The sequence below is a fragment of the Krasilnikovia sp. MM14-A1259 genome, from assembly GCF_047159535.1.
Taxonomy (GTDB): Bacteria; Actinomycetota; Actinomycetes; order Mycobacteriales; family Micromonosporaceae; genus Actinoplanes.
Map to the genome: position 1 here is coordinate 2,054,252 of NZ_BAAGAJ010000002.1, position 20,336 is coordinate 2,074,587.

The following is a 20,336-nucleotide window of genomic DNA, read 5'->3' on the forward strand; positions in this document are numbered from 1 at the left end:
CGCCCAGTCGCCATCCGGTGACCGCACGTGACGCCTGCGGGAAGGGATGCACCGTACCCTTCCAGCGCCGATCGCATCGCATGACATGGAGGCGGCCTTGTCGGTTGCCTAGAGCATGGAGTTGCCCTCGCTGGTGGTGCCGGTACGCGAGGGGTGGATCCGGTGCAGGGCCAGGTACTCGGGGATGTCCGCCAGGCCCGGTCCGCCCGCGTTGAGCCAGGCTTGCAGGGTACGCAGGGCGTGCGCGTCGAGGCGCGCGAGCCAGACGGGACGGCCGCCTGCGCGGCGTCCGTCGGGTGAGGGCCGAACGACGATGATGTTGGCGTATTCGCAGGGGCCGAGGCAGTCGCTGGTGCTCAGCCGGACCGTGTCGGGGTTGTCCGCGGCGATCTGGTGCAGGGCGCGGAGTTCGCCGTCGTGGTCGAGGCCGGGATGCTTGGCGGGGTTTCCGCAGCAGCAGCCGCGGCAGGCGATCAGCCCGGCCACGGTGTGCGTCGCCGGCTGCTTCGCATCGACGGTGTGTGGGCTGGTCATCGGCGCACTGGGCCCGAGACGACCCCGCGGGGTGTGGCAGACCGGCGCGGCGCGGGCGGGCAGGTGCCGGGACCGTCGGTGGGTCGTGGCAGGGCAGAACGCGGCATGGCGGCGAACTCCTTTTCCCCATCGCTCGTGGGGGTAGACATTCGGCGCCGCGGCCGGTCTCCTGGCTCCCAGATCATCGCGGGTTTCTTCAGCCTTCCCAGACCGGACGGTCCAGTGGCGACAGCGAAGGAGCCCACTTCCTGGTCACAGTGGCGAGGACCACGCCGGAATCGCACCGGCTTCCCGAACACCGCGGCAGGGGAACTGTATCGACCGGGTCCGGGGCAGGCCGCACAGCCCCCACCAACGGACACAACATGTTGTCCTTGCTGGGCTATCACTTCCCAGCGGTAGATACAAGATCGGTCGCCGTGCGGTCGGTCTGTGGTGGTATTCCGACTGCGGGAGACAGTCGGCCTGGACGTGCTGGTGCACGGCGAGCCGGAATGCAACGACATGGTGTTCATCGCGGCCACCGCGGTGGTGATGCTGATCCTGCGGTCGTTCGGGGACCTGGCCGCCAACAAGCCCAACCACCAAACCACCGAAACCCCGGCGCCGCTCACCGACGGCACCGGCCGGATCGTGTTCCCCGGTTTCCCCGCCGACCTGCTGTTCAACCTCCGCCTGCACTCGATCGGCGCCCAGTTTGGTCCGGTGGGCCACGATCGGCCTGGTCTTCGCCCCGATGGCCGAGCGGCTCCTGGCCGGGTCGCGCACCCAGCGGGCCGACACGGGCGAACCAGTGACGGTCAGCGGCTGAGTATCGCCTGCCACTGCTGACGCCGGACCGGCTCCGGCGTCGGCACGCAGTCGCCACATGTGCGCACGGCATGGCCCGGCGCGGCGCGGCGTCGGCGATCATCCCAGCGGCGCCGCCCAGCGCCGAGGACACGTTGCCCTACAGCACCTGCGGTGACCGGGCGAACCGGCCGCGGAACACCCCGACGATCGGCTCGACCAGCCCTCGCGTTGCCGTCCAGGAAGCGGCTGTCGCCGGTGCGCCGGCGCTGTGGGACGGTTCGAGAGGACCCGGCGGAAGAGGGGTCCTCGCTGACATGCTGCGCCGCCACGGACCGGATTCACCGAACGCTGCGGCCGGCATGCCTCCCCGACGCCTGCGTCGGACCCGCGCCGCAGCCTGAGCGGCCGTCAGGCGCGACCGATCGGTCGGCCGAGGTCGGTGAGCAGGCGGGGAACGTCCGCGACGCCGTCCAGGAGGTGGGTCGGACCGGCTGCGGCCAGGGTTTGTGCGGGGACCTCGCCGGTGCGTACGGCGACGACGAGGGCGGCTCCCGCGTTCCGGCCGGCCTGCACATCCCGCACGGTGTCGCCAGCGACGAGCACCCGGCGTACGTCTTCGACGCCGGTCACCTCCATCGCGTGGAAGATCATGAAAGGGGCCGGCCGGCCGACGGTCACGTCGTCGATGCAGACGACCGCGTCCAGGATACGCGCGGTCCAGCCGATCGATGCGAGCAGCGAGTCGGTCGTCCCGCGGTCGAAGCCGGTGGAGAGTGCAACCTTGACGCCGGCGGCCCGCAGCTGTGCGATCACCTCCGGCACGCCGGGGAACGGGACCGGCGGCCGTACCCGGTACGCGCCGGCCAGCCGCGTACGGAAGTCGGCGAACGCCCGGTCCACCACCACGTCGCTCGGGCCCGTGCCTGAGTCGGTGAGCAGGGCCTGGATCGCCGTGCGCTTGCTCGCGCCCATCCAGACCTCGATCTGAGCGGGGGTGGGATCGCCTCCGGCCGCGCGGACGGTGTCGGCCAGTACGCGGTACACCGTGCCACCTTCGTCGACGGTGGTCCCGGCGATGTCGAACACGGCGAGCTCGATCATGGGACGGCCCTTTCCGGCTGGGGGCGTACGGAGGTGTGCCAGGTGCGGCCGAACAGTGGCCGCCCGGCGGGAGCGTTGTCGATGGTGAAGGTCACCCGGTCGGGGCGGTACCGGTCGTCGGAGTACTCGAAAGCCTCGCCGCCACTGGTATAGGCGACGCGGACTTCGCGGAGCAGGGGTGCGCCCACGGCGACGCCGAGCAGCTCATGGTCATGCTCGTCGGCCCGCACCGCGTCGATCGTGTGGCGCGCCACCCCGATCTGCAGGCCCTTGCTGATCAGATGTTCGTAGATGGATCCGCTGTCCGGATCGTGCTCGAACAGCAGCGAGCCCCAGGCGCGCACGAACGTGGTGCGTTCGATCATGACCGGCTCGCCGCGTAGCGTGCGCTGGCGCAGGAGCTGCACGACCGGCTCGCCGACCTCGATGTCGAGCTGCTCCGCGATGTCCCGGGTGGTGCGCCGCCGCGCAATCTCGACGGTGTGCTGGCCCGGCGGCAGGCCGAGCATGTGGGCCCAGCGGGAGAAAGACATGAAGGAGTCGAACGGTTGCGCAAGCTCGCGGCGCAGGACCGTCGGCGGTTTGCCCCGACCGCCGGAGATCAGCCCCTCGGCGCGCAGCGAGGCCAGCGCCTGACGGACCGGTCCGCGGGAGCCGCTCCACTGCAGACACAGCTCGGATTCGGACGGTACGGGCGCGCCAACCGCGAGCTCGCCGGAGAGGATCCGGGCGCGCAGGTCAGCCGCGACGCGTTCATGCAACGGCGCTTCCACGAGAGAAGACAATACATGTTCTGTCGTACCCGGCAGAGCGAGATCGTCCGCGAATCGGCGTATCAGAACGATGGGTGAACGCTTGCGGTCCATCGTGCCCCGCGCGTTGACTCACCGGAACGAGCAGATCGAACATGCTTGTCATGACAAGTCCTCGCCCCTTCGACATGGTCGTCGTCGGCGCCGGCGTGGTCGGCCTCGGCCACGCGGTCCACGCTGCGGCGCGAGGCGCGCGCGTCGCCGTCGTCGAACGCGGTCCGCGGGCCCTCGGCGCGTCGGTGCGCAACTTCGGCCACGGCTGCGTGACCGCGCAAGCCGGCGTCGCGCTGAACTTCGCGATGGCAGCACGGCAGCACTGGCTGCGCCTTGCCGACGAGGCCGGCTTTTGGCTCCGCGACACCGGCACCGTGGTGGTCGCGCGTGCCGAGGACGAGTACACGGTGCTCGAAGACTTCCACGCCGAGCGCGGCGAAGACGTCGTCCTGCTGGACGCCGCCGCGGTCCGCGACAGGGTGCCGGGGGTCGAGGCCGTCGTCGGTGGCGCCTGGCTGCCGCTGGATCTGCGCGTCGACGCACGGGAGGCGGTCGCATCGATCGCGGCGTGGCTCGCCGGCCGCGGGGTCGAGTTCCGCTGGTCCACCTCGGTGCTCGGCGTCGAGGGTGACGTCGTGCGCACCAGCCGGGGCGACCTCAGGGCCGCCAAGGTGGTCGTCGCGATCGGGCACGACGTCGACCGCCTGTACCCAGACGTCGCCGCCGGCCATTCGGTGCTGCGGTGCAGCCTGCACATGCTCGAACTGGACGACCCGATGCGCGCTGTCGTCGATCCCGCCGTGCTGACCGGCTGGTCGCTGATGCGCTACGACGGGTTCGCGGTCAGCCCGGCGTTGGACCGCGTGCGGGAGCGGCTCCGGACCGCCGACCCGGCGAGCGTCGAGGCCGGACTCAACCTCATGTTCACCCAGCGCCCGACCGGGGAGATCGTCTTCGGCGACACCCACGACTACGCGGACGCGGTCCCGCCGTTCCGCTCCGAGGACCGTGACGATTTGCTGCTGCGGCACGCTCGCCAGATCTTCGGAGCCCAGACCCTGCGGATCCGTGCGCGGTGGCGGGGCGTCTACGCCGCAGCGCCCCGGCCCTTCCTCGTCGCTGCCCCGAACCACACCCCGAACCCGGACGTACGCATCGTGTCGGTGACCTCCGGCATCGGCATGACGACCGGCTTCGGCCTCGCCGAGCACGTCGTCGACGACCTGCTCACCTAACACTCCCACCAGTGAGGACACGATGCCATGAAACGTCGACCAGTCGCCGGACTCTTCGCCGCGACCCTCGCGGTTGCCTCGCTCACCGCCTGCGGCGGCACGGACAGCGGAACCAGCACCGGCGCGAACAGCAGCGGCGCGGTCACGGTCTACAGCGCCGACGGCCTCGCCGACTGGTACAAGCCGCAGTTCGACACGTTCACCAAGGACACCGGCATCAAAGTTGACTATGTCGAGGCCGGCTCGAGCGAGGTCGTCAGCCGCATCGAGAAGGAACGGTCGAACCCGCAGGCGGACGTACTGATCACGCTGCCGCCCTTCATCCAGCAGGCGGACCGGGACGGGATGCTGGGCGATCTCGGCATCGACACCGCCGCCATCGCCGCGGCGGACAAGGCGGCCAACGGACACTGGACCGCGGTCGTCGACAACTACTCCTGCTTCATCGTCAACAACAAGCAGAAGAACCCACCGAAGACGTGGGACGACCTGCTCGCGCCGACCTACCGGGGCAAGCTGCAGTACTCGACGCCCGGCCAGGCCGGTGACGGCACCGCGGTCCTGATCCTGCTGCAGCACCTCATGGGCAAGGACGGCGCTCTCGCGTACCTGAAGAGGTTGGAGGTCAACAACGTGGGCCCGTCGTCGTCGACCGGCAAGCTGCAACCCAAGGTCTCGTCCGGCGAACTGATCGTCGCCAACGGTGACCTGCAGATGAACCTGGCCTCCATCACCAACGACAAATCGAACTTCACCGTGTTCTTCCCGGCCCTGGCCGGCAAGGCCCCGCAGACGCTCGCCCTGCCCTACGACATGGGCCTGACGTCGCACGCGCCACACGCGGACAACGGCAGAAAGCTGATGGAGTTCCTGCTGTCCCCCGATGCCCAGAAGGCGGCGTCCGCCCTGGCCTTCGGCATTCCGGTCCGCGGCGACATCGCGCCGACCGAGGACCACTACGCGGCCGTACGGAAGATCGTCGAGGGCGTCGAGATCTACCACCCGGACTGGAACACGGTGCTCGCCGACCTCGACGCGGACATCGCCGCCTACAACGCCGCCGTCGCGGGCTGAGCCCCGACGATGTCCGCGGCCATCCGCTTCGACACGGTCTGCGTCGACTACGGACGCACCAGGGCGCTGTCCGACTTCACCCTCACCGTCGACGCCGGTGAGACGGTCGCGCTGCTCGGACCGTCGGGGTCTGGCAAGTCGACCGCTCTTCAGGCGCTGGCCGGGTTCATCCCGCTCGCGTCCGGCCGGGTGTATCTGACCGGCCGGGACGTCACCGGCCTGCCGCCGTACGAGCGGGGTCTCGGCGTCGTCGTCCAGCAATACGCCCTGTTCCCGCACATGCGCGTCGCCGACAACGTGGCCTTCGGCCTGCGCGCCCGCCGTGTTCGCCGGTCGGAGGCGGCCTCCCGGGTCGCCGACATGCTGAAGATGGTCGGCATGTCGGCCTACGCCCGCCGCTACCCGGCCGAGCTTTCCGGCGGCCAGCAGCAGCGCGTCGCCATCGCCCGGGCACTGGCGGTGTCCCCGGACGTCCTGCTGCTCGACGAGCCGCTGTCGGCGCTGGACGCCAAGCTGCGCCAGGACATGATCGGCGAACTGCAGCAGCTCCGGATTGACCTGCCCGACATCGCCATGCTCTACGTCACCCACGACCAGGTCGAGGCGCTGAGCCTGGCCGAACGCATCGTGGTCATGCGCGACGGCCGGATGGTCGACACCGGACCGGCCGGCGGGCTCTACCGACGGCCGCCGTCACCGTTCACCGCGTCCTTCCTCGGCGACGCCAACCTCATCCCGGCCACCGTGATCGGCGCCGGCCTGGTCCGGGCCGGTGCGCTCACGGTGCGGTGCTCGACTGCGGGCTTCGCCCAGGACGACCGGCCGCTGCTCTGCCTGCGGCCGCACGAGCTCGGCGTCGGCGACGGCTGGGGCGCCCGGCTCACCGCCGTACAGTGGCGTGGCGCGAACTACCGGCTGTCGGTCGATCTGGACGGTCTGGGCCCGCTGCGTGTCGATGTCGGCTCGGTGCATGCCCTGCCCGAGGTGGGCCGGCCGATCTCGATCCTTCCGGCCGAGGGCGCCGGGGTGCTCGTCCCGGCCGGGGAGGTCTCGTGACGATTGCGCTGGAGACCGCGAGCACCGCGGGTACGGCAGGCGCGAGCCGGCGGCGTCCGGTGCTCGGCGCGATCAGCGTGCTGGGGCCTGGTGCGGTGCTCGGCCTGCTGTTCCTCTACCCGCTCGGCACCGTCGTGCAGCAGTCGTTCGCCGATCGGCTGGGCCGCCCGGCCGGCGCGGTCGCCTGGCAGGAGGTGCTGAGCTCGGCGGCGTTCCAGACTGGTCTTGCGAACACGATCGCCATCGCGGTCGGCTCGACGATCGGCTGCGTCGTGCTCGGCACGTTCATCGCGATCGTGCTCGCCTTCGTGGCGTTCCCGGGCTCGGCATCGGTGTCCCGGCTCATCACGGCGATCCTGGCCTTTCCCTCTTTCTTCATCGCCCTGTCGTTCGCGGCCCTGTACGGCCGGGTGGGTGTGTTCAGCTCCGTCGTCGAGGTCCTGACGGGCCACTCCGAAACGCTCGGCGGGTTCATCTACACCCGGTGGGTGGTCATCCTCGCCGAGATCACCTTCTACACGCCGTTCGTGGTGCGCCCGGTCTATGCCGCCTGCCAGCAGATGCCGGTCGAGCAGCTCCGGGTCGCGGCCAGCCTTGGCGCCCGACCCTGGACGGTGGTCCGGCGGGTGCTGTTGCCGGAGCTGCTGCCGTCGATCGTCGCCGGGGCCAGCCTGGCCCTGCTGCTCACCCTCAACGAGTTCGGGATCGTGTTGTTCATCGGAGCCAAAGGTGTAATCACGCTGCCGGTGCTGATCTACATCAAGGGTATCGTCGCGTTCGACTACCCGGCGGCGGCCGTGCTGGCCTGCGTCCAGGTCGCCCTGTCACTCCTGTTGTACGTGCTCGGCCGCCTGCTCGTGGCACGGATCGGAGGCCGCCGTGCTGATCTGGACTGACCGGGGACGGCGCGCCGTGGTGACCGTGTTCGCCGGGCTGGTGCTCGTGCTCTTCGTAGCGCCGCTGCTCGTGATGCTGGTCGCGTCGCTCGCCCGCACCTGGAACGACGTGCTGCCGTCGTCGCTGACCACGGCACACCTGCGCGAGGCACTCAGCGCCGACAGCCTGGCGAGCCTGTCCACCAGCATCCAGACGGCGCTGATCGCCGGCCTGGTCGCGGTGGCCGTCGGCGCCTGGGCGGCGCTCGCGACCGTACGCCTGCCGCGCCGGTTGCGTGCCGTCAGCGATGCGTTCTTCCACCTGCCGCTGGCGGTCCCGAGTGTGGTCGTCGGCTTCGGCGTCCTCGTCGCGTTCAGCCGGCGGCCGATCCTGCTCAACGGTACGAAGTGGATTGTCATCGCCGCACAGGCGGTGCTCGTGCTCGCGTTCGCCCACAGCACCGTGTCGGCGGCGTTACAGCGGCTGGACCGACGGCTGCTCGACGTCGCCGCGAGCCTGGGAGCCCGGCCGGCTCGCGTCCTGACGCGCGTGACACTCCCGCTGCTGCTGCCGTCGATCACCGCGGCTGCAGCGCTGGCCGTGGCGCTGTGCATGGGCGAGCTCGGTGCGACGATCATGGTCTATCCGTCGAGCTGGCGCACGTTGCCGGTGACCATCTTCGGGCTGTCCGACCGGGGCGACGTGTTCGGTGCCAGCGCTCACACTCTCGTGCTGCTCGCCACGACCGGCCTGCTGCTGCTCGCGATCGGCCGGGTCCGGACGGGTCACCGGCGGGGCAGGTAAGGGCGCGCGAAGGAGGCGCCGAACGTCGACGCCCCCCAGCCTCGGATCGGTCAGGCGATGGCGTAGCAGCGACGCAGTTCGTCGAAGTCGTAGAAGTAGCTGCGCGGCTTGATCGGGCGGCAACCGGACTTGAATGCGGTCTCCCGCTCGTTGTAGAGCATGCGTACGAGATGCCGGCCGTGCCCGGCGTACACGTCCCACTGGATGTTGGCGCCCATCGGCGCTACCGACGCGCCCCGCCACGGGTTGTTCGCGTAGCGGTACGTGGTGACGGCCGGGGTCGTGCTACCGGGGAGTCCGAGCAGCACCGCGAGCGGGATGACCTCCTCCGCATGCGTGAAGCGCAGCACCGCCCCGTACGCAATCCTGTTGTTGATCTTGTTGTCGACCTGCGCGAAAAGATCATTCAGCAGGACCGAGGCCATGTCATAGGTGATGCTCCGTCCCGCGAACGCCGGGCCCTTCTCGTAGAACTCCTCGGCATCGTCCAGGTAGGCGAACCACTGCGCATCGGCGTCCGACATGAACGGATCCAGGTCCACGCCGGCCGCCTCGACGGCCAGGCCGGGCGCGGCGCTGGACAATTCGAACAGTGAGCGGGCGAACGCGATCCGGTCGCCGTCGGACATCGCCGCCACATAGGGCGGCGCAAAGATCCGCGACACGACCCGGGCGGCGGCCGAGGAGGTCTGCGGCAGGCCGTCGATACGCGCGAGTACGGCGTGCAGGTCCGGGTCGCTCGCCACATACTGCTGGTAGGCGGCGTTCTGCGGCTGCTTGTGGAAGTAGAGCAGGTCCTTGTTGGTCACCGGCGCCTGGATCAGCGACGCCAGCGCCGGATCGCCCGCGGTCAGCCCGCCGGTGAAGGCGTTCGCGCTGTCGGTTGCCCGGGTGACGCCCGAGGTGAGTACCTCGATCGGCTCCTGCTGGGCGACGATCGTGTCGAACAGCGACGGGAGGCGCCGTTCGAGCCGCTGCGCGGTCTGCGCCTGTTCCCGCCGGCCTCGGCCGGACAGATTGCCGTACCCGATGGTCTGCGCGCCGGCGAGTAGGGCCTGTACCTGCGGGCCAAGCTCGGCGCCGAGTTCGGTCAGCGCGTGGCGCGCCTGTCCGGTGGCGAGCGCGGCCAGCACGGCGTCGCCGTCTTTGCTGTCGCTCATCGCCCGCGACCCGTGCCGGGCCACGTTCTCCGTGAAGATCGGCGCGAAGCCGCGCGGGGCCGGCTCGTACTGCCGCGGACTCTGCTGCGGCGCGTACGGCGTTTTGGTGGTGTAGTTGTGGGCTTCGGCACACGCGAACGCGGGGGCGCCGGCCAGCACGGCGGCCAGGGCGGTAGCCGCCACTGCCAGGGTGGATTTCATGAGGCGACGCTCGCAGCCGATTCTGGCCACGAGATGAACGCCCGCCGGACTACCGGCGACGCCGGCCACGCCCACGCATCGCAGGCCATGAGAGCGTCCCAGGGACCAGCCAATATCAAAATCCGGTCTGGCGTACTCGGGGGGTTGGCTTGGCGGTCGGGGCCGGTGTCGCCGCCGGAAGGATGCGGCGGGGCCACGCAGACGGGTCAGGGTCAAGTTAGAGGGGGCTGGCGAAGCCTACTTCGGTGGTCGGCTGCCCGAGCCAGGTCGACAGCCAGTCGAAGGCGGGCGCCTCCATCGCCCGCCAGCTCTGGGTGCTGTGCCCACCGCCGTTGATGTACGAGGTTGTCAGCGCAAGCGGGTTGTGGGCCGCCTTGGCGATCGCGACCGTGGCGGCGAACGCGCCGGTGTCGGCGCGGGCGGCCGACAGGTAGAGGGCGACCGCGGGGACCGGCAGGTGTTGCAGCCGCCACAGGATGTTGTACGTGGTGTGCTCCGACCCGTCGCCCACATGGATGCCGGGATCCAGGTAGCCCGAGAGACTTGCCGCGGCCGCGTACTGGTTCGGATGGCGCAGCAGCAGCTGGGTGGCGCAGTAGGCGCCAGCCGAGAAGCCGATCAGGCTCCAGCCGCTGTGATCGGAACGTACCTTGAAGTGGCTGCGGGCGTATTCCGGCACGTCCTGGGTCAGGAATGTCTCGGTTTGCGCGGAGCCGACGAGGTTGGTGCACTCGGTGTCCAGCCGCAGCGGCCGGGGCGACTGCTGAGGGAACAGAACGACCGTGGGCGCCATGCGCCCGGCGGCGATCTCCCGGTCGAGGATCTTCGGGGCGTTCAGGGCATGTAGCCACTGGGCGGACACGCCGGGATAACCGTGCAGAGCTTCGATCACCGGGTACCGCAGCGATCCGGCCGGGTCGTAACCGACGGGGAGATAGACCCACATCGGCATGGCCAGTTTGCTGGCCGGCCCGGCGACGGTGACGCTGACGACGCGTCCGCTCCCGCGGACGGTCGAGGTGACCGGACCGGCGGAGATCGGGCCGGTGGCCGGTGCGGCGGACTTGGCGTCCGGCACGGTATCGTGCTCAGACGTCCAGCTCGGCCAAAAGTCGACCTCATGATTGACCCAGGAGCCCGCGAACGCCACCGAGGTGACCACGCAGGCGAGGACGCTGGCACCGCGCAGGACGACACGGCGCCACCCCTGGGAACGGTTCCAGAAGAGGGCGAGCGCGGCCGCCGCCAGAATGGCGGCGACGGCCGTGACCAGTTCAGTGCCGGCGCTGTCCGGAGCCATGCCCCTGGTCCTTTCCGGTCGGGGCGGCCGAGGGCCCGGATGATGCGCGCGACCGTGGGGGCGTGACCGGGAGGAATCTGACCGGTGGTGACGACGCTGCCAGTGGTGGCGGAGTCTGACCGCCGGCCCAGGTTACGGCGGTGGCCAGGGCGACCGGGACGGAGCCCGAGCGGCTCACGAAGGTCGCGATGCCTGCCGGCACGTCTTTGTCGCCCACGCGTCCGCCAACCGTGGCGGCGGCTGCGGTTCCGACGGTCACGTCCGTCGACGTGGTCCTCGCCCGCGCCGGCCTCGACTTGGCCGTGGGCCGCGACGGTGGCTTCCTGCCGCCAGGCGAGGATGCCTTCTTGGTCGCGGATGGTGAGGGCTGGTCGCCGTACACGGTCGCCACCGCCGGGTACTGCGCGGCCGCGGCCACCACGGCTTGCCGCACCAGAGGCGCATCAGCCGACGCGGTGACGACCGCCCACCGGTGGCCGGTGACCCGCAGATCGTGGTCCAGCCGCTCGGGCAGAGACGTCGTCAGCGTCTGCGCCGTCGTGCCGGGGGTAGTGGTCACGTAGACCACCACGTCGCTGCTCGCGCCGGCCGCGACACGCAGCGCGGTCGTGTCCTGCCCGACCGCCGGCCAGCTGGGTGCGGCATTGGCGACCACCAGGACCACCGAGTACCGCCACTGCGGGTGCCTCAGGTATCCGGCCGGGACGACCAGGGTGGGCGCGGCGGCCAACCGCCAGCCGGTCCAGCCCTCGGGCTTCCACGGCAAGGCCTGCGGCTGGCCACTCCGGGCGTCTGCCAGCGTGGCCAACTGCTGATCGAGGCTACCGGCGACCGCGTGATAGACCGGAGCCGCTGAGCCGCCGGAGTCGGAGGCGACCAGGGCGTCCCATGTCGGATAGAAGTCCTCCTCGCGGTTGACGACCAGGCCGACCGATATCAGCAGCAGAGCCTCGATGAGCAGCACACCGGCCGTGCGGAGCAGGAACCGTAGCCGCCACGACCGACCCCACACCCACACGGTGCCCGCCACGACGATCGCTGTAGCGAGAAAGGCCAGCACGATCAGCGGCAGGCTGGTCAACGGCATGGTGGACCTACTCCTCTGTCCGCGCCGAGCTACCTCGGTGGCGTCAGGTGCCCGCTGACTCCCGGGGCAGACTCGTGAACGCCCGACGGGACCTGAGCCAGCTGTTCTGGGCTCCTCAGCTCTTCGACCGCGGGGCGTGCGGCCGGGACAAGAGTAGCTGACGGCTCGCAACGTGCCCTTCTCTCGGCGGTGATCGCCGCCGATGCATGCCGCGCAGGCTGCCGGGGCTCTCGCAACCTGCACAAATCCTCCTGTGTGGCCGATGATCTGTGCGCGACGCCGTCGTCTCGGCCGCCGGCCGACCGCCTGAACTTGCAGAGCCGATGACCGCTGTGTGCTCCGTGACGTACGCGGCGCTGCACTACTGAGGCCCTGACAGGGTTTTCGTCCGAAAGGTCACTTAACAGGGAATTGCGGCATACATGGCCTTCGAGGCGACCCGCCGGTATGTGGTGTTGAACGGCCCGAACTGCTGTATCTGGCCGCGGCCACCTCGGTCGATGCGGCTGGACCTGCAGTGGTCGACCGTGCCCGCACGCACTCCGAAAAGGCGCCTCCCTGCACTGCTTGCGGACCGGCACGAGGACCTCGAGAAGCCGTCACGGCAGCCGCCGCGGGCGTTCGGTCTCGTGTGGACGCCGCTCTGCACGCTATCGCGGTCGCCGGTGCCCGGGTTTTCGACCGGACGGGCGGCAACGAGCGCCGGGCATCCCGCCGCGCGTACGCGCCTCCTACTACTCGGTCTCACAGGCCCTGGCTGGAAAGTCGCGGGACACACGAACTGGGCAGTCAGCGACCTCACACCGATGAACTGCACCGAATGCGGCACCTCAAACGCCACGACCCTGCTCCGTGCCCGGTGCCGGGCCGAACGATCGAAGAGCCGGTCCGGGCCGGCGAGCCGTTGTCAGCTCCGCAGGAAGGCCAGCAGGTCGGCGTTGATCGTCTCGGCCTGGGTGGTGGGCATTCCGTGCGGGAATCCAGGGTAGGTCTTCAGCATCCCGTTGCGCAGGAGCGGGGCGGACAGTGGCGCGGAGTCGGCGTACGGAACGATCTGGTCGTCGTCGCCGTGCATCACCAGCACGGGAACGGTGATCTGCTTCAGGTCCTCGGTGAAGTCCGTCTGCGAGAACGCGACAATGCCGTCGTAGTGCGCCTTTGCCCCGCCCATCATGCCCTGCCGCCACCAGTTCTCGATGATCGCATCCGAGGACTGCACGCCGGGACGGTTGAAACCGTAGAAGGGGCCCGACGCGAGCGCCCGGTAGAACTCCGACCGGTTCGCCGCCAGCTGGGCCTGGAGGTCGTCGAACACCTTCTTCGGCTGGCCGCCGGGGTTGGCTTCGGTCTGCACCATCAGCGGCGGCACCGCACTGATGAGTGCCGCTTTCGCCACCCGAGCCTCGTCGTGCCGGGCGAGGTAGCGCACCACCTCGCCGCCGCCGGTTGAGTGGCCGACGTGGATGGCGTCCCGGAGATCGAGATGCGCGGTGAGGGCGGCCAGGTCGTCGGCGTAGTGGTCCATGTCGTGGCCGGTGCCGGTCTGTGCGGATCGACCGTGCCCGCGCCGGTCGTGGGCGATGACGCGGTAGCCGTGCCGCAGGAAGTACAACATCTGGGTGTCCCAGTCGTCGGCCGACAGTGGCCAGCCGTGGCTGAAGACGATCGGCTGGCCCGAGCCCCAATCCTTGAAAAAGATCTCCGTGCCGTCGGGTGTGGTGATCGTGTTCATGGGTCGCCTCCGTGATCAGGGCGTAACGTCACACACACCGCAGCGTATCCACATCTCAGCTTTCGGGCGTACATCCACCAACTGCCGCAGTGGTGAACTTTCGGCGCATCCCGCAACCACGCGCCGCATCGCCCCCTCCCCCGCGATCGCTCGAACCACCGCTGTCCAGCCGCCCGGTACCGCACCGGGCGACTGGACAGGGCAGCCTCCTGAAACGACCGATCAGGATCCAGCTCCGCGGCCGATCCCCGGACCGTTCACACGAAGGCGCTCTGACCGGTGATGGACTTGCCAACGATCAGGGTGTTCATCTCGCGGGTGCCCTCGAATGAGTAGATTGCCTCGGCATCGGCGAAGAACCGCGCCACGTCGTATTCCAGGAGGATACCGTTGCCCCCGAAGATCTCCCGGCTCCAGGAGACGACCTCGCGCATCCGCGCGGTGACGAACGCCTTGGCCAGCGACGAGTGCTCGTCCCGGAAGATCTTCGCGTCCTGCAGCCGGGCGAGCTGAACCAGCATGCCCCACGAGGCGGTGATGTTGCCCAGACTCTTCACGAGCAGATCCTGCACCAGTTGGAAGCCGGCGATCGGACGGCCGAACTGCTGGCGCTGCCGCGCATAGTCGAGCGCAAGTTCGTAGGCGCCGATCATCACGCCGAGCGCCTGCCAGGCGACTCCACCTCGGGTGGCGCGCAGGATCTTCGCGACGTCGCGGAACGAGTCGACGTTCTGCAGGCGGTCGGCCTCGGGTACCCGGACGTCGGTCAGGGTGATCTCGGCGTTCTCGACGATGCGGAACGCGAGCTTGTGCTCGATTTTCACCGCGGTGAACCCGGGCATGCCTTTGGTGACCACGAACCCTTTGATGGTGTTGTCGTCGACGTCCCTGGCCCACACCACGACGTAGTCGGCGAAGGTCGCGTTGCCGATCCACTTCTTGGTGCCGTTGAGGATCCAGGTGGCGCCGTCACGCTTCGCGGTGGTCCGCATCCCGCCCGCCACGTCCGAGCCGCCGAGTGGTTCGGTCATCGCGAACGCACCGATCTTGTCCATGGCCGCCATCTCGGGAAGCCACCGGTCGCGCTGCTCCTGGCTTCCGCCCGAGTAGATCGAGTACATGGCCAGGCCGTTGTGGACGCCGAAGAATGTGGAAACAGAGGCGTCGGTGCGGGTCAGCTCCATCGCCAGCATGCCGCTGAGCAGGTTGCTGACCGCAGGCCGATGCTCGCCGTAGCCCTCGTAGGGCAGCCCCGCCAGGCCACTCGCGCGAAACATCCCGATCAGCTCCTTCGGGAACTCACCCCTGGCCCAGTATTCGTTGACCAACGGTTTGATCTCGGTACGCATGAGGGCGCGGGCCCGCAGCAGTATCTTGCGTTCCGCGTCGGGCAGCAGCGACTCGTAGTTGAAGAGGTCCGCGGTCAACTGACCGTCCAGCGGCGCCATGACATCGGTCATCTCAGTTCTCCTTCGTGTGATCGCTGTCCAGCGCGGACAGCACGGCGAGTTGTCGGCGATCGCGGGTCGCGGCGAGATCGGCGTAGGAGGCGTCGCCGTACGCGGCTTCGACCGCTTCGATCAACCGTTGTTGCGCCTCGGGGCGCTGTGACGGCTGGCCGAGTGACATCTGGTTCATCGACCGGCCGATGTGTTCGGCCAGGTGTCGGTAGCCGCCGGGGCCACCGCCCAGATGCGCGCCGAGGAACGGCCCGACCGTCGCCCAACGGATGCCGAGTGAGTTCGTCATCACCTGGTCGAGCTCCGCCGGGGTCACCACGCCCTGCTCGACGAGGTAGATCGCCTCGCGGCTGAGCGCAGTCTGCAACCGGTTGCCGACGAAGCCGGGGATCTCCTTACGTTCGACGACCGGGACGCGGCCCACACGGGTGTAGAAGGCCACCGTCGCCTCGACGACATCCGGGCTGGTGCGTTCACCCGGCACCACCTCCACCAGCGGAATGAGGTGAGGGGGGTTGAACGGGTGGCCGATGAGGATCCGGCCGGCGTCGTCGATCTCCCCGGTGAACGCGGTCGCCGGGATCGCCGAGGAGGAGCTCAGCAGCAGCGCGTGCTGCGGGGCCTGCCGGATCAGGGTGGCGAACAGGTCCTTCTTGAACTCGATCCGCTCCGGTCCGCTCTCCTGTACGACATCCGCGTCCCGTACCGCTTCCGTCACGTCGGCCGCGACGTGCACCCGCTCGGCGATCCGGTCGACGTCCAGTCCCTGCGCCGCCAGGTGCGGGGCGAGCTCCGTCAGCGTGGCCGAGACGGCCTCGGCGACATCGGGGCGAGGGTCACTCACCCGGACGTTGAGCCCGTGGGCGGCGAACAGCGCTGTCCAGGACAGCCCGATGGTGCCGGCGCCGACGACCGCGACGGTGGTGAACTCCCGGTTCATCACGATCCCTCCTTCAGGTAGTCGAAAACCGGCTTGACCGGGGCGAGCGTCAGGTCGGTGCGGATGTGACTGGCGGACACGACCTCCAGTACGGGAAGGTCGGCCACCGGCGCCAGCACGTGGTGGAACAACTGCAACCGGGCCGGACCGGTGTATGCCTCCTTGACCACGACCTCGGTGATCTCCGTGCGGACGAGTTCCTGCACTCGTGGAGTGCCGTCGTACCCCGGAATGATCTTCACCATGTACGTCGGCACGGTGATCTGCGCCTCAGCCGCGCGCCTGTCCAACTCGTGGTGCTGGTACCCCATGGTCGCGGTGGCGACCCGCAACGTGCCGTAGTCCAGGGTGCCGATCAGCGCACCGCCCTCGGCGTACAGCCTGGGCGCCCCGACGGTCTTGGGATAGGCGCTGACCTCGCGCCCGGACGCGATCGCCTGGGAGTTGTCGAGGTACATCGCGTGCAGGTATTCGCCCTGCTCGCCGTCGAAGCTGACCGGGATCGCCTGGCCCGCCTCGGTGTAGGGGCCGTATCCGCTGACGTCGCCCATCCTCATCACCTCGAACCGGACCAGCGGCTCGTCGATGCGCAGCGGCTCGGGGACAACCGCGCGCAGTGCATCGACGTCGGTGCGGTACACGATGTTGAGGTACTCGCGGTCGGTGAACCGAGGGACCATCGGGGGGAACGCGGGGCTGGTCAACGGCGCGGTCACGTGGCGCCGTACGTCGTCGATCCTCATGTCACCGCCCGATCCACTGTGGGGCGCGACGCTCGGCGAAGGCGGTCATGCCCTCACGGACGTCGGCCGAGGCCGTCAGCCGGCTCAGTTCCGTACGCTGCAGGGTGAACGCCTCGGCCTCGGGCAGCCCGACAGCATTGCGCGCGATCCGCTTCACGGCGGCCAGCGCGAGTGGGGCGTTCAGCGCGATCTGCTCGGCGAGCCGCAGCGCGATCGCCAGGGCCTCGCCGCTCGGCGTGATGCGGTTGACCAGGCCCAGCGCTTCGGCGCGGCGAGCGGTGACGGGCTCGCCGGTGAGCAGCAACTCCATTGCCAGGTGGTAGGGGATGCGCTGGGGCAGCCGGATGACGCCACCGCCCGCGGCGACGAGCCCGCGTTTGACCTCGGGCAGACCGAACTTCGCGTCCTCGGCCGCGACGATGAGGTCGCAGCCCAGTGCAAGTTCGAATCCGCCGCCCATGGCCCAGCCCTCGACCGCGGCGATGAGCGGTTTCGTCAGGTCGGCCTCGACGAGCCCGCCGAACCCGCGGCCGGCGACCTCGGGTGACTCCCCCTGGAGGGCGGCCTTGAGGTCCATGCCGGCGCTGAAGGTGCCCCCCGTACCGGTCAGCACCCCGGCCCGCAGCGCGGGATCGCCCTCCAGCTCATCGAGGGCGGCTGCCAGGCCCGCGGCGACCGCCGCGTTGACGGCGTTGCGTCCCTGTGGACGGTCGATCGTGATCAATAGAGTGGAGCCGATACGTTCGGTGTTCACGTCGGTGGTGCCCATGGAGCTCCTTCTCGGTATTGCGATTGCGTGGGCTCAGATGATTGCCAGGTCGGCAAGAACTTCCTCGGTGTGTTGGCCCGGGACCGGTGCCAAGCGGCGGATCGAGCCGGGCGTGGCGGAGAACCTCATCGGGATGCCGACCGTGCGGATCCGGCCCTCGGTCGGATGCTCGACGGTGTCCAACAGGTGGCCCTCGCGCACGTATTCGTCCTCGTGGACGCGGTCCAGCTGCAAGACAGGCGCCATGGGGATGCTGTGCTTGGTGCACACATCCGCCCACTCGGCGGTGGTCAGCGCGGCAGCACACTCGGCGGTCAGCTCGAACAGCGCGTCGATGTCGGCACCATCGATGGTCTCGGCGTTGACGCGGGGGTCCTCGACCAGGTCGGGCCGCCCGGCGGCGGCGAACATGTCGCGGAAGTTGCGCGGGTTGTACGGGATCACACAGGCGAGACCGTCCTTGGTGCGCACCGCCCGATGACCCTTCGACATCGACAGCGGGAAGCCGGTGGTGCCGTGCGCGGGCTCGTACACATGTCCGGCGAGGTGCTCGACCAGGTTGAACGCCAGCAGCGTGTCGGTCATCGGGATCTCGATCTGCTGGCCCAGGCCCGTCCGGTCGCGATGCACCAGAGCGGCGAGCACGCTGTAGACGATGACCAGGGCGGACACCTTGTCGGCGAGAATGGTGGGCAGGTAGACCGGCGTACCCATGGCCCGGTCGGCGATGTCGACCAGCCCAGACGCCGCCTGCACGGTCTCGTCGTACGCGGCGTTGCCGGCGCGGGCCGAGTCGCTGCGGTAGCCCTGGGCGTGTGCGTAGACCAGGCGGCGGTTGCGCTCGGCGACGTCGTCGTAGTTCAGGCCCAGCCGATCAAGCGCGCCCGGCCGCATGTTCGTGATCAGCACGTCTGCGGTGCTGATCAGGGCGAGTGCCTGTGCACGCCCGGTCTCGTCCTTCAAGTTGAGGGCGACGCTGCGCTTGTTGCGGTTGACGTTGAGGTTCAGCGGGGTCATGCCCGGCGTGGTGCGGTATTCACCCGTCCGCACGGCGTCGACAGGAGACTCGATCTTGATCACGTCGGCGCCCAGATCCCCGAGAATCTGGGCCGCGTACGGGCCCATCACCACGGTGGAAAGGTCGATCACTCGAATTCCGTCCAGCGGGCCGGTGGCACCCATCGTTTCGCCCATTGTTTCGTCCTTTCGCCGATCTCTTCTCGTTCTGGATCGACGCTAAGGGCGGACGAATGGCAGGGGAATCACCGTGTTGCGAACAAGGGTGTGACCACGGCGGTCACACCATGCTCGCGCGCCATCGCGGTCCTGTTCGGACAGCGGCGCTCGCTGCCGTCAGCAGCTGAGGGGATCGGCGAACACCTCGCGGGCGGCATCAATGAGCTGGTCGAGGTCGCCACCGGAGGCACGGTCGCGTAGCCAGAACAGCCCGGTATCCAACCGGGGCCGGAAGTCCGCGAACGGCAGCAGCATCGTGTTCTCCAGCTGATACCCGTGCATCGGGCTCTTCGCGTCCAGCATGGAGACGGAGAAACTTGTCCCGCTGGAAATGACCTCGGCTATTCCGGCGTAGCCGGTGTCGGTCAGCTTGATGCGTTTCTTGATTCCATGGTCGGACAGTTCCCGGTCGAGCTGGTCGAAATAGGCGGGGGTGAGTTCGGACGGCAGGGCGACGCAGGCGAGGTCCGTCAGGTCGGCCAACGCCACGGCGTCTCGTCCGGCGAACCGATCAGCCGGCACCAGAGCGCCGAGCTGCTCGGACATCACGGGCAGACAGTCCAGCATCGGGTCGTTCACCGGCAGGCGGGCCAAGGTCAGCGCGAGCTTGCCCTCCAGCACGGCGGTGACCAGGCTGGGTGTGGTGCCTGGCCAGCGCCGGAGTTCGAACGACTCATGGATCCGCTCGGCGAGCATGCTGACCCGCGTCCGAAGGTCGAGATGAACCCCGGCGGGCATGCCGATCGAAACGGTGCAGCGCTGCGAACGGTTGGCCTTGCGTAGCTGCCACGGGATGGAGTTGACCTGCTGCAGGATGTTGCTCGCAATCGGGAGCAACGCCGCACCGGCCGGCGTGAGTGTGACGTGGTGCGTGTCGCGGTCGAACAGCCGCTGGCCCAGCTCGTTCTCGAGATCCCGGATCCGTTGGCTCAACGGCGAGGCCGCCATGTGCAAGCGGCGTGCCGCAGCGGAGAAGTTCAGCTCCTCGGCGACCGCAACGAAGTACCGTAAATGCAGCATCTCCACGCTCTCAAACCTAGCCTGTGTTTCGCCCACCCTCGGTCCGGTCGCGTGGGACCCCACAGGCAGTTAGGCCTCTCCTCCAGTTCGAGATCGGCGGCGACCGGTCAGACACGGGTGCCATGCGACCCACAGCAGGTACGATTCGGCACGCCGCGTGGAACCGCGGCGACACCACCGAACCTCCGCGCCGAAGACGACGACACAGTCCCCCGGGTTCAACCTGGCACGCCAGTCACCAGAGGATTCGCTCAGGTCATCCCATTGATGAGCCGGCCAGCGAGACTCGCCCACGTCCTCGGTCAGGGAAGCCGCCCGGCGCAGACCGGCACGGGCTTCGCCATGGAGCTGCGTTCGCGGTGGGCGAGGGCGAGGACGGTCAGCGGCTCGTCCGCCCGACGCCCGTCCAG

General features: G+C 69.2%; 19 protein-coding genes and 1 riboswitch. Of the genes, 6 read left to right on the plus strand and 13 right to left on the minus strand.

The features are described 5' to 3' along the window. Window positions 1-108 precede the first annotated feature (108 nt). On the minus strand, window positions 109-534 hold the full coding sequence (locus ACMCNK_RS08885) for a (2Fe-2S) ferredoxin domain-containing protein (protein ID WP_412735920.1): 426 nt from the start codon (window positions 532-534) through the stop codon (window positions 109-111). 141 nt (window positions 535-675) lie between these two features. Then, window positions 676-852, minus strand: a riboswitch (cobalamin riboswitch). A gap of 153 nt (window positions 853-1,005) precedes the next feature. On the opposite strand from ACMCNK_RS08885, the gene ACMCNK_RS08890 reads away from it, so the two are divergent. Further along, entirely contained in the window at window positions 1,006-1,365 is a 360-nt protein-coding gene (locus ACMCNK_RS08890) for a hypothetical protein (RefSeq protein WP_412735921.1), read from the plus strand. Window positions 1,366-1,734: 369 nt separating this feature from the next. Here ACMCNK_RS08890 and ACMCNK_RS08895 read toward each other — a convergent pair whose 3' ends face one another. Together ACMCNK_RS08895 and ACMCNK_RS08900 are read right to left on the minus strand one after the other, a co-directional pair. Next, complete coding sequence (locus ACMCNK_RS08895) at window positions 1,735-2,427, minus strand: phosphonatase-like hydrolase (RefSeq protein ID WP_412735922.1); 693 nt, start codon at window positions 2,425-2,427, stop codon at window positions 1,735-1,737. Continuing rightward, entirely contained in the window at window positions 2,424-3,200 is a 777-nt protein-coding gene (locus ACMCNK_RS08900) for a GntR family transcriptional regulator (protein ID WP_412735923.1), read from the minus strand. Before ACMCNK_RS08900 ends, ACMCNK_RS08895 begins: the two co-directional genes overlap by 4 nt. Before the next feature lie 143 nt (window positions 3,201-3,343). Between ACMCNK_RS08900 and ACMCNK_RS08905 the strand changes: the two genes are divergently transcribed. Genes ACMCNK_RS08905 through ACMCNK_RS08925 form a run of 5 tightly spaced genes read left to right on the plus strand, consistent with a single transcriptional unit; the run spans window position 3,344 to window position 8,278 of the window. Beyond that, window positions 3,344-4,468, plus strand: a complete 1,125-nt coding sequence (locus ACMCNK_RS08905; RefSeq protein ID WP_412735924.1) for a TIGR03364 family FAD-dependent oxidoreductase — start codon at window positions 3,344-3,346, stop codon at window positions 4,466-4,468. A gap of 27 nt (window positions 4,469-4,495) precedes the next feature. Beyond that, on the plus strand, window positions 4,496-5,542 hold the full coding sequence (locus ACMCNK_RS08910; RefSeq protein ID WP_412735925.1) for a 2-aminoethylphosphonate ABC transporter substrate-binding protein: 1,047 nt from the start codon (window positions 4,496-4,498) through the stop codon (window positions 5,540-5,542). 9 nt (window positions 5,543-5,551) lie between these two features. Continuing rightward, entirely contained in the window at window positions 5,552-6,598 is a 1,047-nt protein-coding gene (locus tag ACMCNK_RS08915; RefSeq protein ID WP_412735926.1) for an ABC transporter ATP-binding protein, read from the plus strand. 8 nt (window positions 6,599-6,606) lie between these two features. Then, the gene (locus ACMCNK_RS08920) at window positions 6,607-7,494 is read left to right on the plus strand and encodes a 2-aminoethylphosphonate ABC transporter permease subunit (protein WP_412740786.1); all 888 of its coding nucleotides are present in this window, start codon (window positions 6,607-6,609) and stop codon (window positions 7,492-7,494) included. Beyond that, on the plus strand, window positions 7,478-8,278 hold the full coding sequence (locus ACMCNK_RS08925) for an ABC transporter permease (protein ID WP_412735927.1): 801 nt from the start codon (window positions 7,478-7,480) through the stop codon (window positions 8,276-8,278). The genes ACMCNK_RS08920 and ACMCNK_RS08925 overlap by 17 nt, the downstream gene beginning before the upstream one ends. 50 nt (window positions 8,279-8,328) lie before the next feature. Here the strand turns inward: ACMCNK_RS08925 and ACMCNK_RS08930 are convergent, their stop codons facing one another. The 10 genes from ACMCNK_RS08930 to ACMCNK_RS08975 all read right to left on the minus strand — a co-directional run bounded on the left by ACMCNK_RS08930 (window position 8,329) and on the right by ACMCNK_RS08975 (window position 19,962). After that, window positions 8,329-9,639, minus strand: a complete 1,311-nt coding sequence (locus ACMCNK_RS08930) for a histidine-type phosphatase (protein WP_412735928.1) — start codon at window positions 9,637-9,639, stop codon at window positions 8,329-8,331. 217 nt (window positions 9,640-9,856) lie between these two features. Next, window positions 9,857-10,939 carry an alpha/beta hydrolase gene (locus tag ACMCNK_RS08935; protein WP_412735929.1) on the minus strand — a complete coding sequence of 361 codons (1,083 nt, stop codon included), beginning with the start codon at window positions 10,937-10,939 and terminating at the stop codon, window positions 9,857-9,859. Beyond that, on the minus strand, window positions 10,914-12,026 hold the full coding sequence (locus tag ACMCNK_RS08940) for a hypothetical protein (RefSeq protein ID WP_412735930.1): 1,113 nt from the start codon (window positions 12,024-12,026) through the stop codon (window positions 10,914-10,916). Before ACMCNK_RS08940 ends, ACMCNK_RS08935 begins: the two co-directional genes overlap by 26 nt. 907 nt (window positions 12,027-12,933) lie before the next feature. Then, on the minus strand, window positions 12,934-13,758 hold the full coding sequence (locus tag ACMCNK_RS08945; protein ID WP_412735931.1) for an alpha/beta fold hydrolase: 825 nt from the start codon (window positions 13,756-13,758) through the stop codon (window positions 12,934-12,936). Between the two features lie 257 nt (window positions 13,759-14,015). After that, entirely contained in the window at window positions 14,016-15,218 is a 1,203-nt protein-coding gene (locus tag ACMCNK_RS08950) for an acyl-CoA dehydrogenase family protein (RefSeq protein ID WP_412735932.1), read from the minus strand. Window position 15,219: 1 nt separating this feature from the next. Next, window positions 15,220-16,158 (minus strand): 3-hydroxyacyl-CoA dehydrogenase NAD-binding domain-containing protein, encoded by a 939-nt coding sequence (locus ACMCNK_RS08955; RefSeq protein ID WP_412740787.1) that lies wholly within the window; start codon window positions 16,156-16,158, stop codon window positions 15,220-15,222. Beyond that, window positions 16,158-16,901, minus strand: a complete 744-nt coding sequence (locus ACMCNK_RS08960; RefSeq protein WP_412735933.1) for an acetoacetate decarboxylase — start codon at window positions 16,899-16,901, stop codon at window positions 16,158-16,160. Before ACMCNK_RS08960 ends, ACMCNK_RS08955 begins: the two co-directional genes overlap by 1 nt. 1 nt (window position 16,902) lies before the next feature. After that, window positions 16,903-17,670 carry a crotonase/enoyl-CoA hydratase family protein gene (locus tag ACMCNK_RS08965; RefSeq protein ID WP_412735934.1) on the minus strand — a complete coding sequence of 256 codons (768 nt, stop codon included), beginning with the start codon at window positions 17,668-17,670 and terminating at the stop codon, window positions 16,903-16,905. Between the two features lie 33 nt (window positions 17,671-17,703). Then, window positions 17,704-18,864, minus strand: coding sequence for a CaiB/BaiF CoA transferase family protein (locus ACMCNK_RS08970; protein ID WP_412735935.1), 1,161 nt, complete (start codon window positions 18,862-18,864; stop codon window positions 17,704-17,706). Window positions 18,865-19,023: 159 nt separating this feature from the next. After that, entirely contained in the window at window positions 19,024-19,962 is a 939-nt protein-coding gene (locus ACMCNK_RS08975) for a LysR family transcriptional regulator (RefSeq protein WP_412735936.1), read from the minus strand. Window positions 19,963-20,336 lie beyond the last annotated feature (374 nt).

Excerpts from the sequence above, each read along its gene's own strand:
- ACMCNK_RS08910 (WP_412735925.1), top strand. The coding sequence starts at position 4,496 with ATGAAACGTCGACCAGTCGCCGGACTCTTCGCCGCGACCCTCGCGGTT.
- ACMCNK_RS08960 (WP_412735933.1), bottom strand. The coding sequence starts at position 16,901 with ATGAGGATCGACGACGTACGGCGCCACGTGACCGCGCCGTTGACCAGC.
- ACMCNK_RS08895 (WP_412735922.1), bottom strand. The coding sequence starts at position 2,427 with ATGATCGAGCTCGCCGTGTTCGACATCGCCGGGACCACCGTCGACGAA.
- ACMCNK_RS08930 (WP_412735928.1), bottom strand. The coding sequence starts at position 9,639 with ATGAAATCCACCCTGGCAGTGGCGGCTACCGCCCTGGCCGCCGTGCTG.
- ACMCNK_RS08885 (WP_412735920.1), bottom strand. The coding sequence starts at position 534 with ATGACCAGCCCACACACCGTCGATGCGAAGCAGCCGGCGACGCACACC.
- ACMCNK_RS08940 (WP_412735930.1), bottom strand. The coding sequence starts at position 12,026 with ATGCCGTTGACCAGCCTGCCGCTGATCGTGCTGGCCTTTCTCGCTACA.
- ACMCNK_RS08965 (WP_412735934.1), bottom strand. The coding sequence starts at position 17,670 with ATGGGCACCACCGACGTGAACACCGAACGTATCGGCTCCACTCTATTG.
- ACMCNK_RS08945 (WP_412735931.1), bottom strand. The coding sequence starts at position 13,758 with ATGAACACGATCACCACACCCGACGGCACGGAGATCTTTTTCAAGGAT.
- ACMCNK_RS08950 (WP_412735932.1), bottom strand. The coding sequence starts at position 15,218 with ATGACCGATGTCATGGCGCCGCTGGACGGTCAGTTGACCGCGGACCTC.
- ACMCNK_RS08915 (WP_412735926.1), top strand. The coding sequence starts at position 5,552 with ATGTCCGCGGCCATCCGCTTCGACACGGTCTGCGTCGACTACGGACGC.
- ACMCNK_RS08905 (WP_412735924.1), top strand. The coding sequence starts at position 3,344 with ATGACAAGTCCTCGCCCCTTCGACATGGTCGTCGTCGGCGCCGGCGTG.
- ACMCNK_RS08970 (WP_412735935.1), bottom strand. The coding sequence starts at position 18,864 with ATGGGCGAAACGATGGGTGCCACCGGCCCGCTGGACGGAATTCGAGTG.
- ACMCNK_RS08935 (WP_412735929.1), bottom strand. The coding sequence starts at position 10,939 with ATGGCTCCGGACAGCGCCGGCACTGAACTGGTCACGGCCGTCGCCGCC.
- ACMCNK_RS08955 (WP_412740787.1), bottom strand. The coding sequence starts at position 16,158 with ATGAACCGGGAGTTCACCACCGTCGCGGTCGTCGGCGCCGGCACCATC.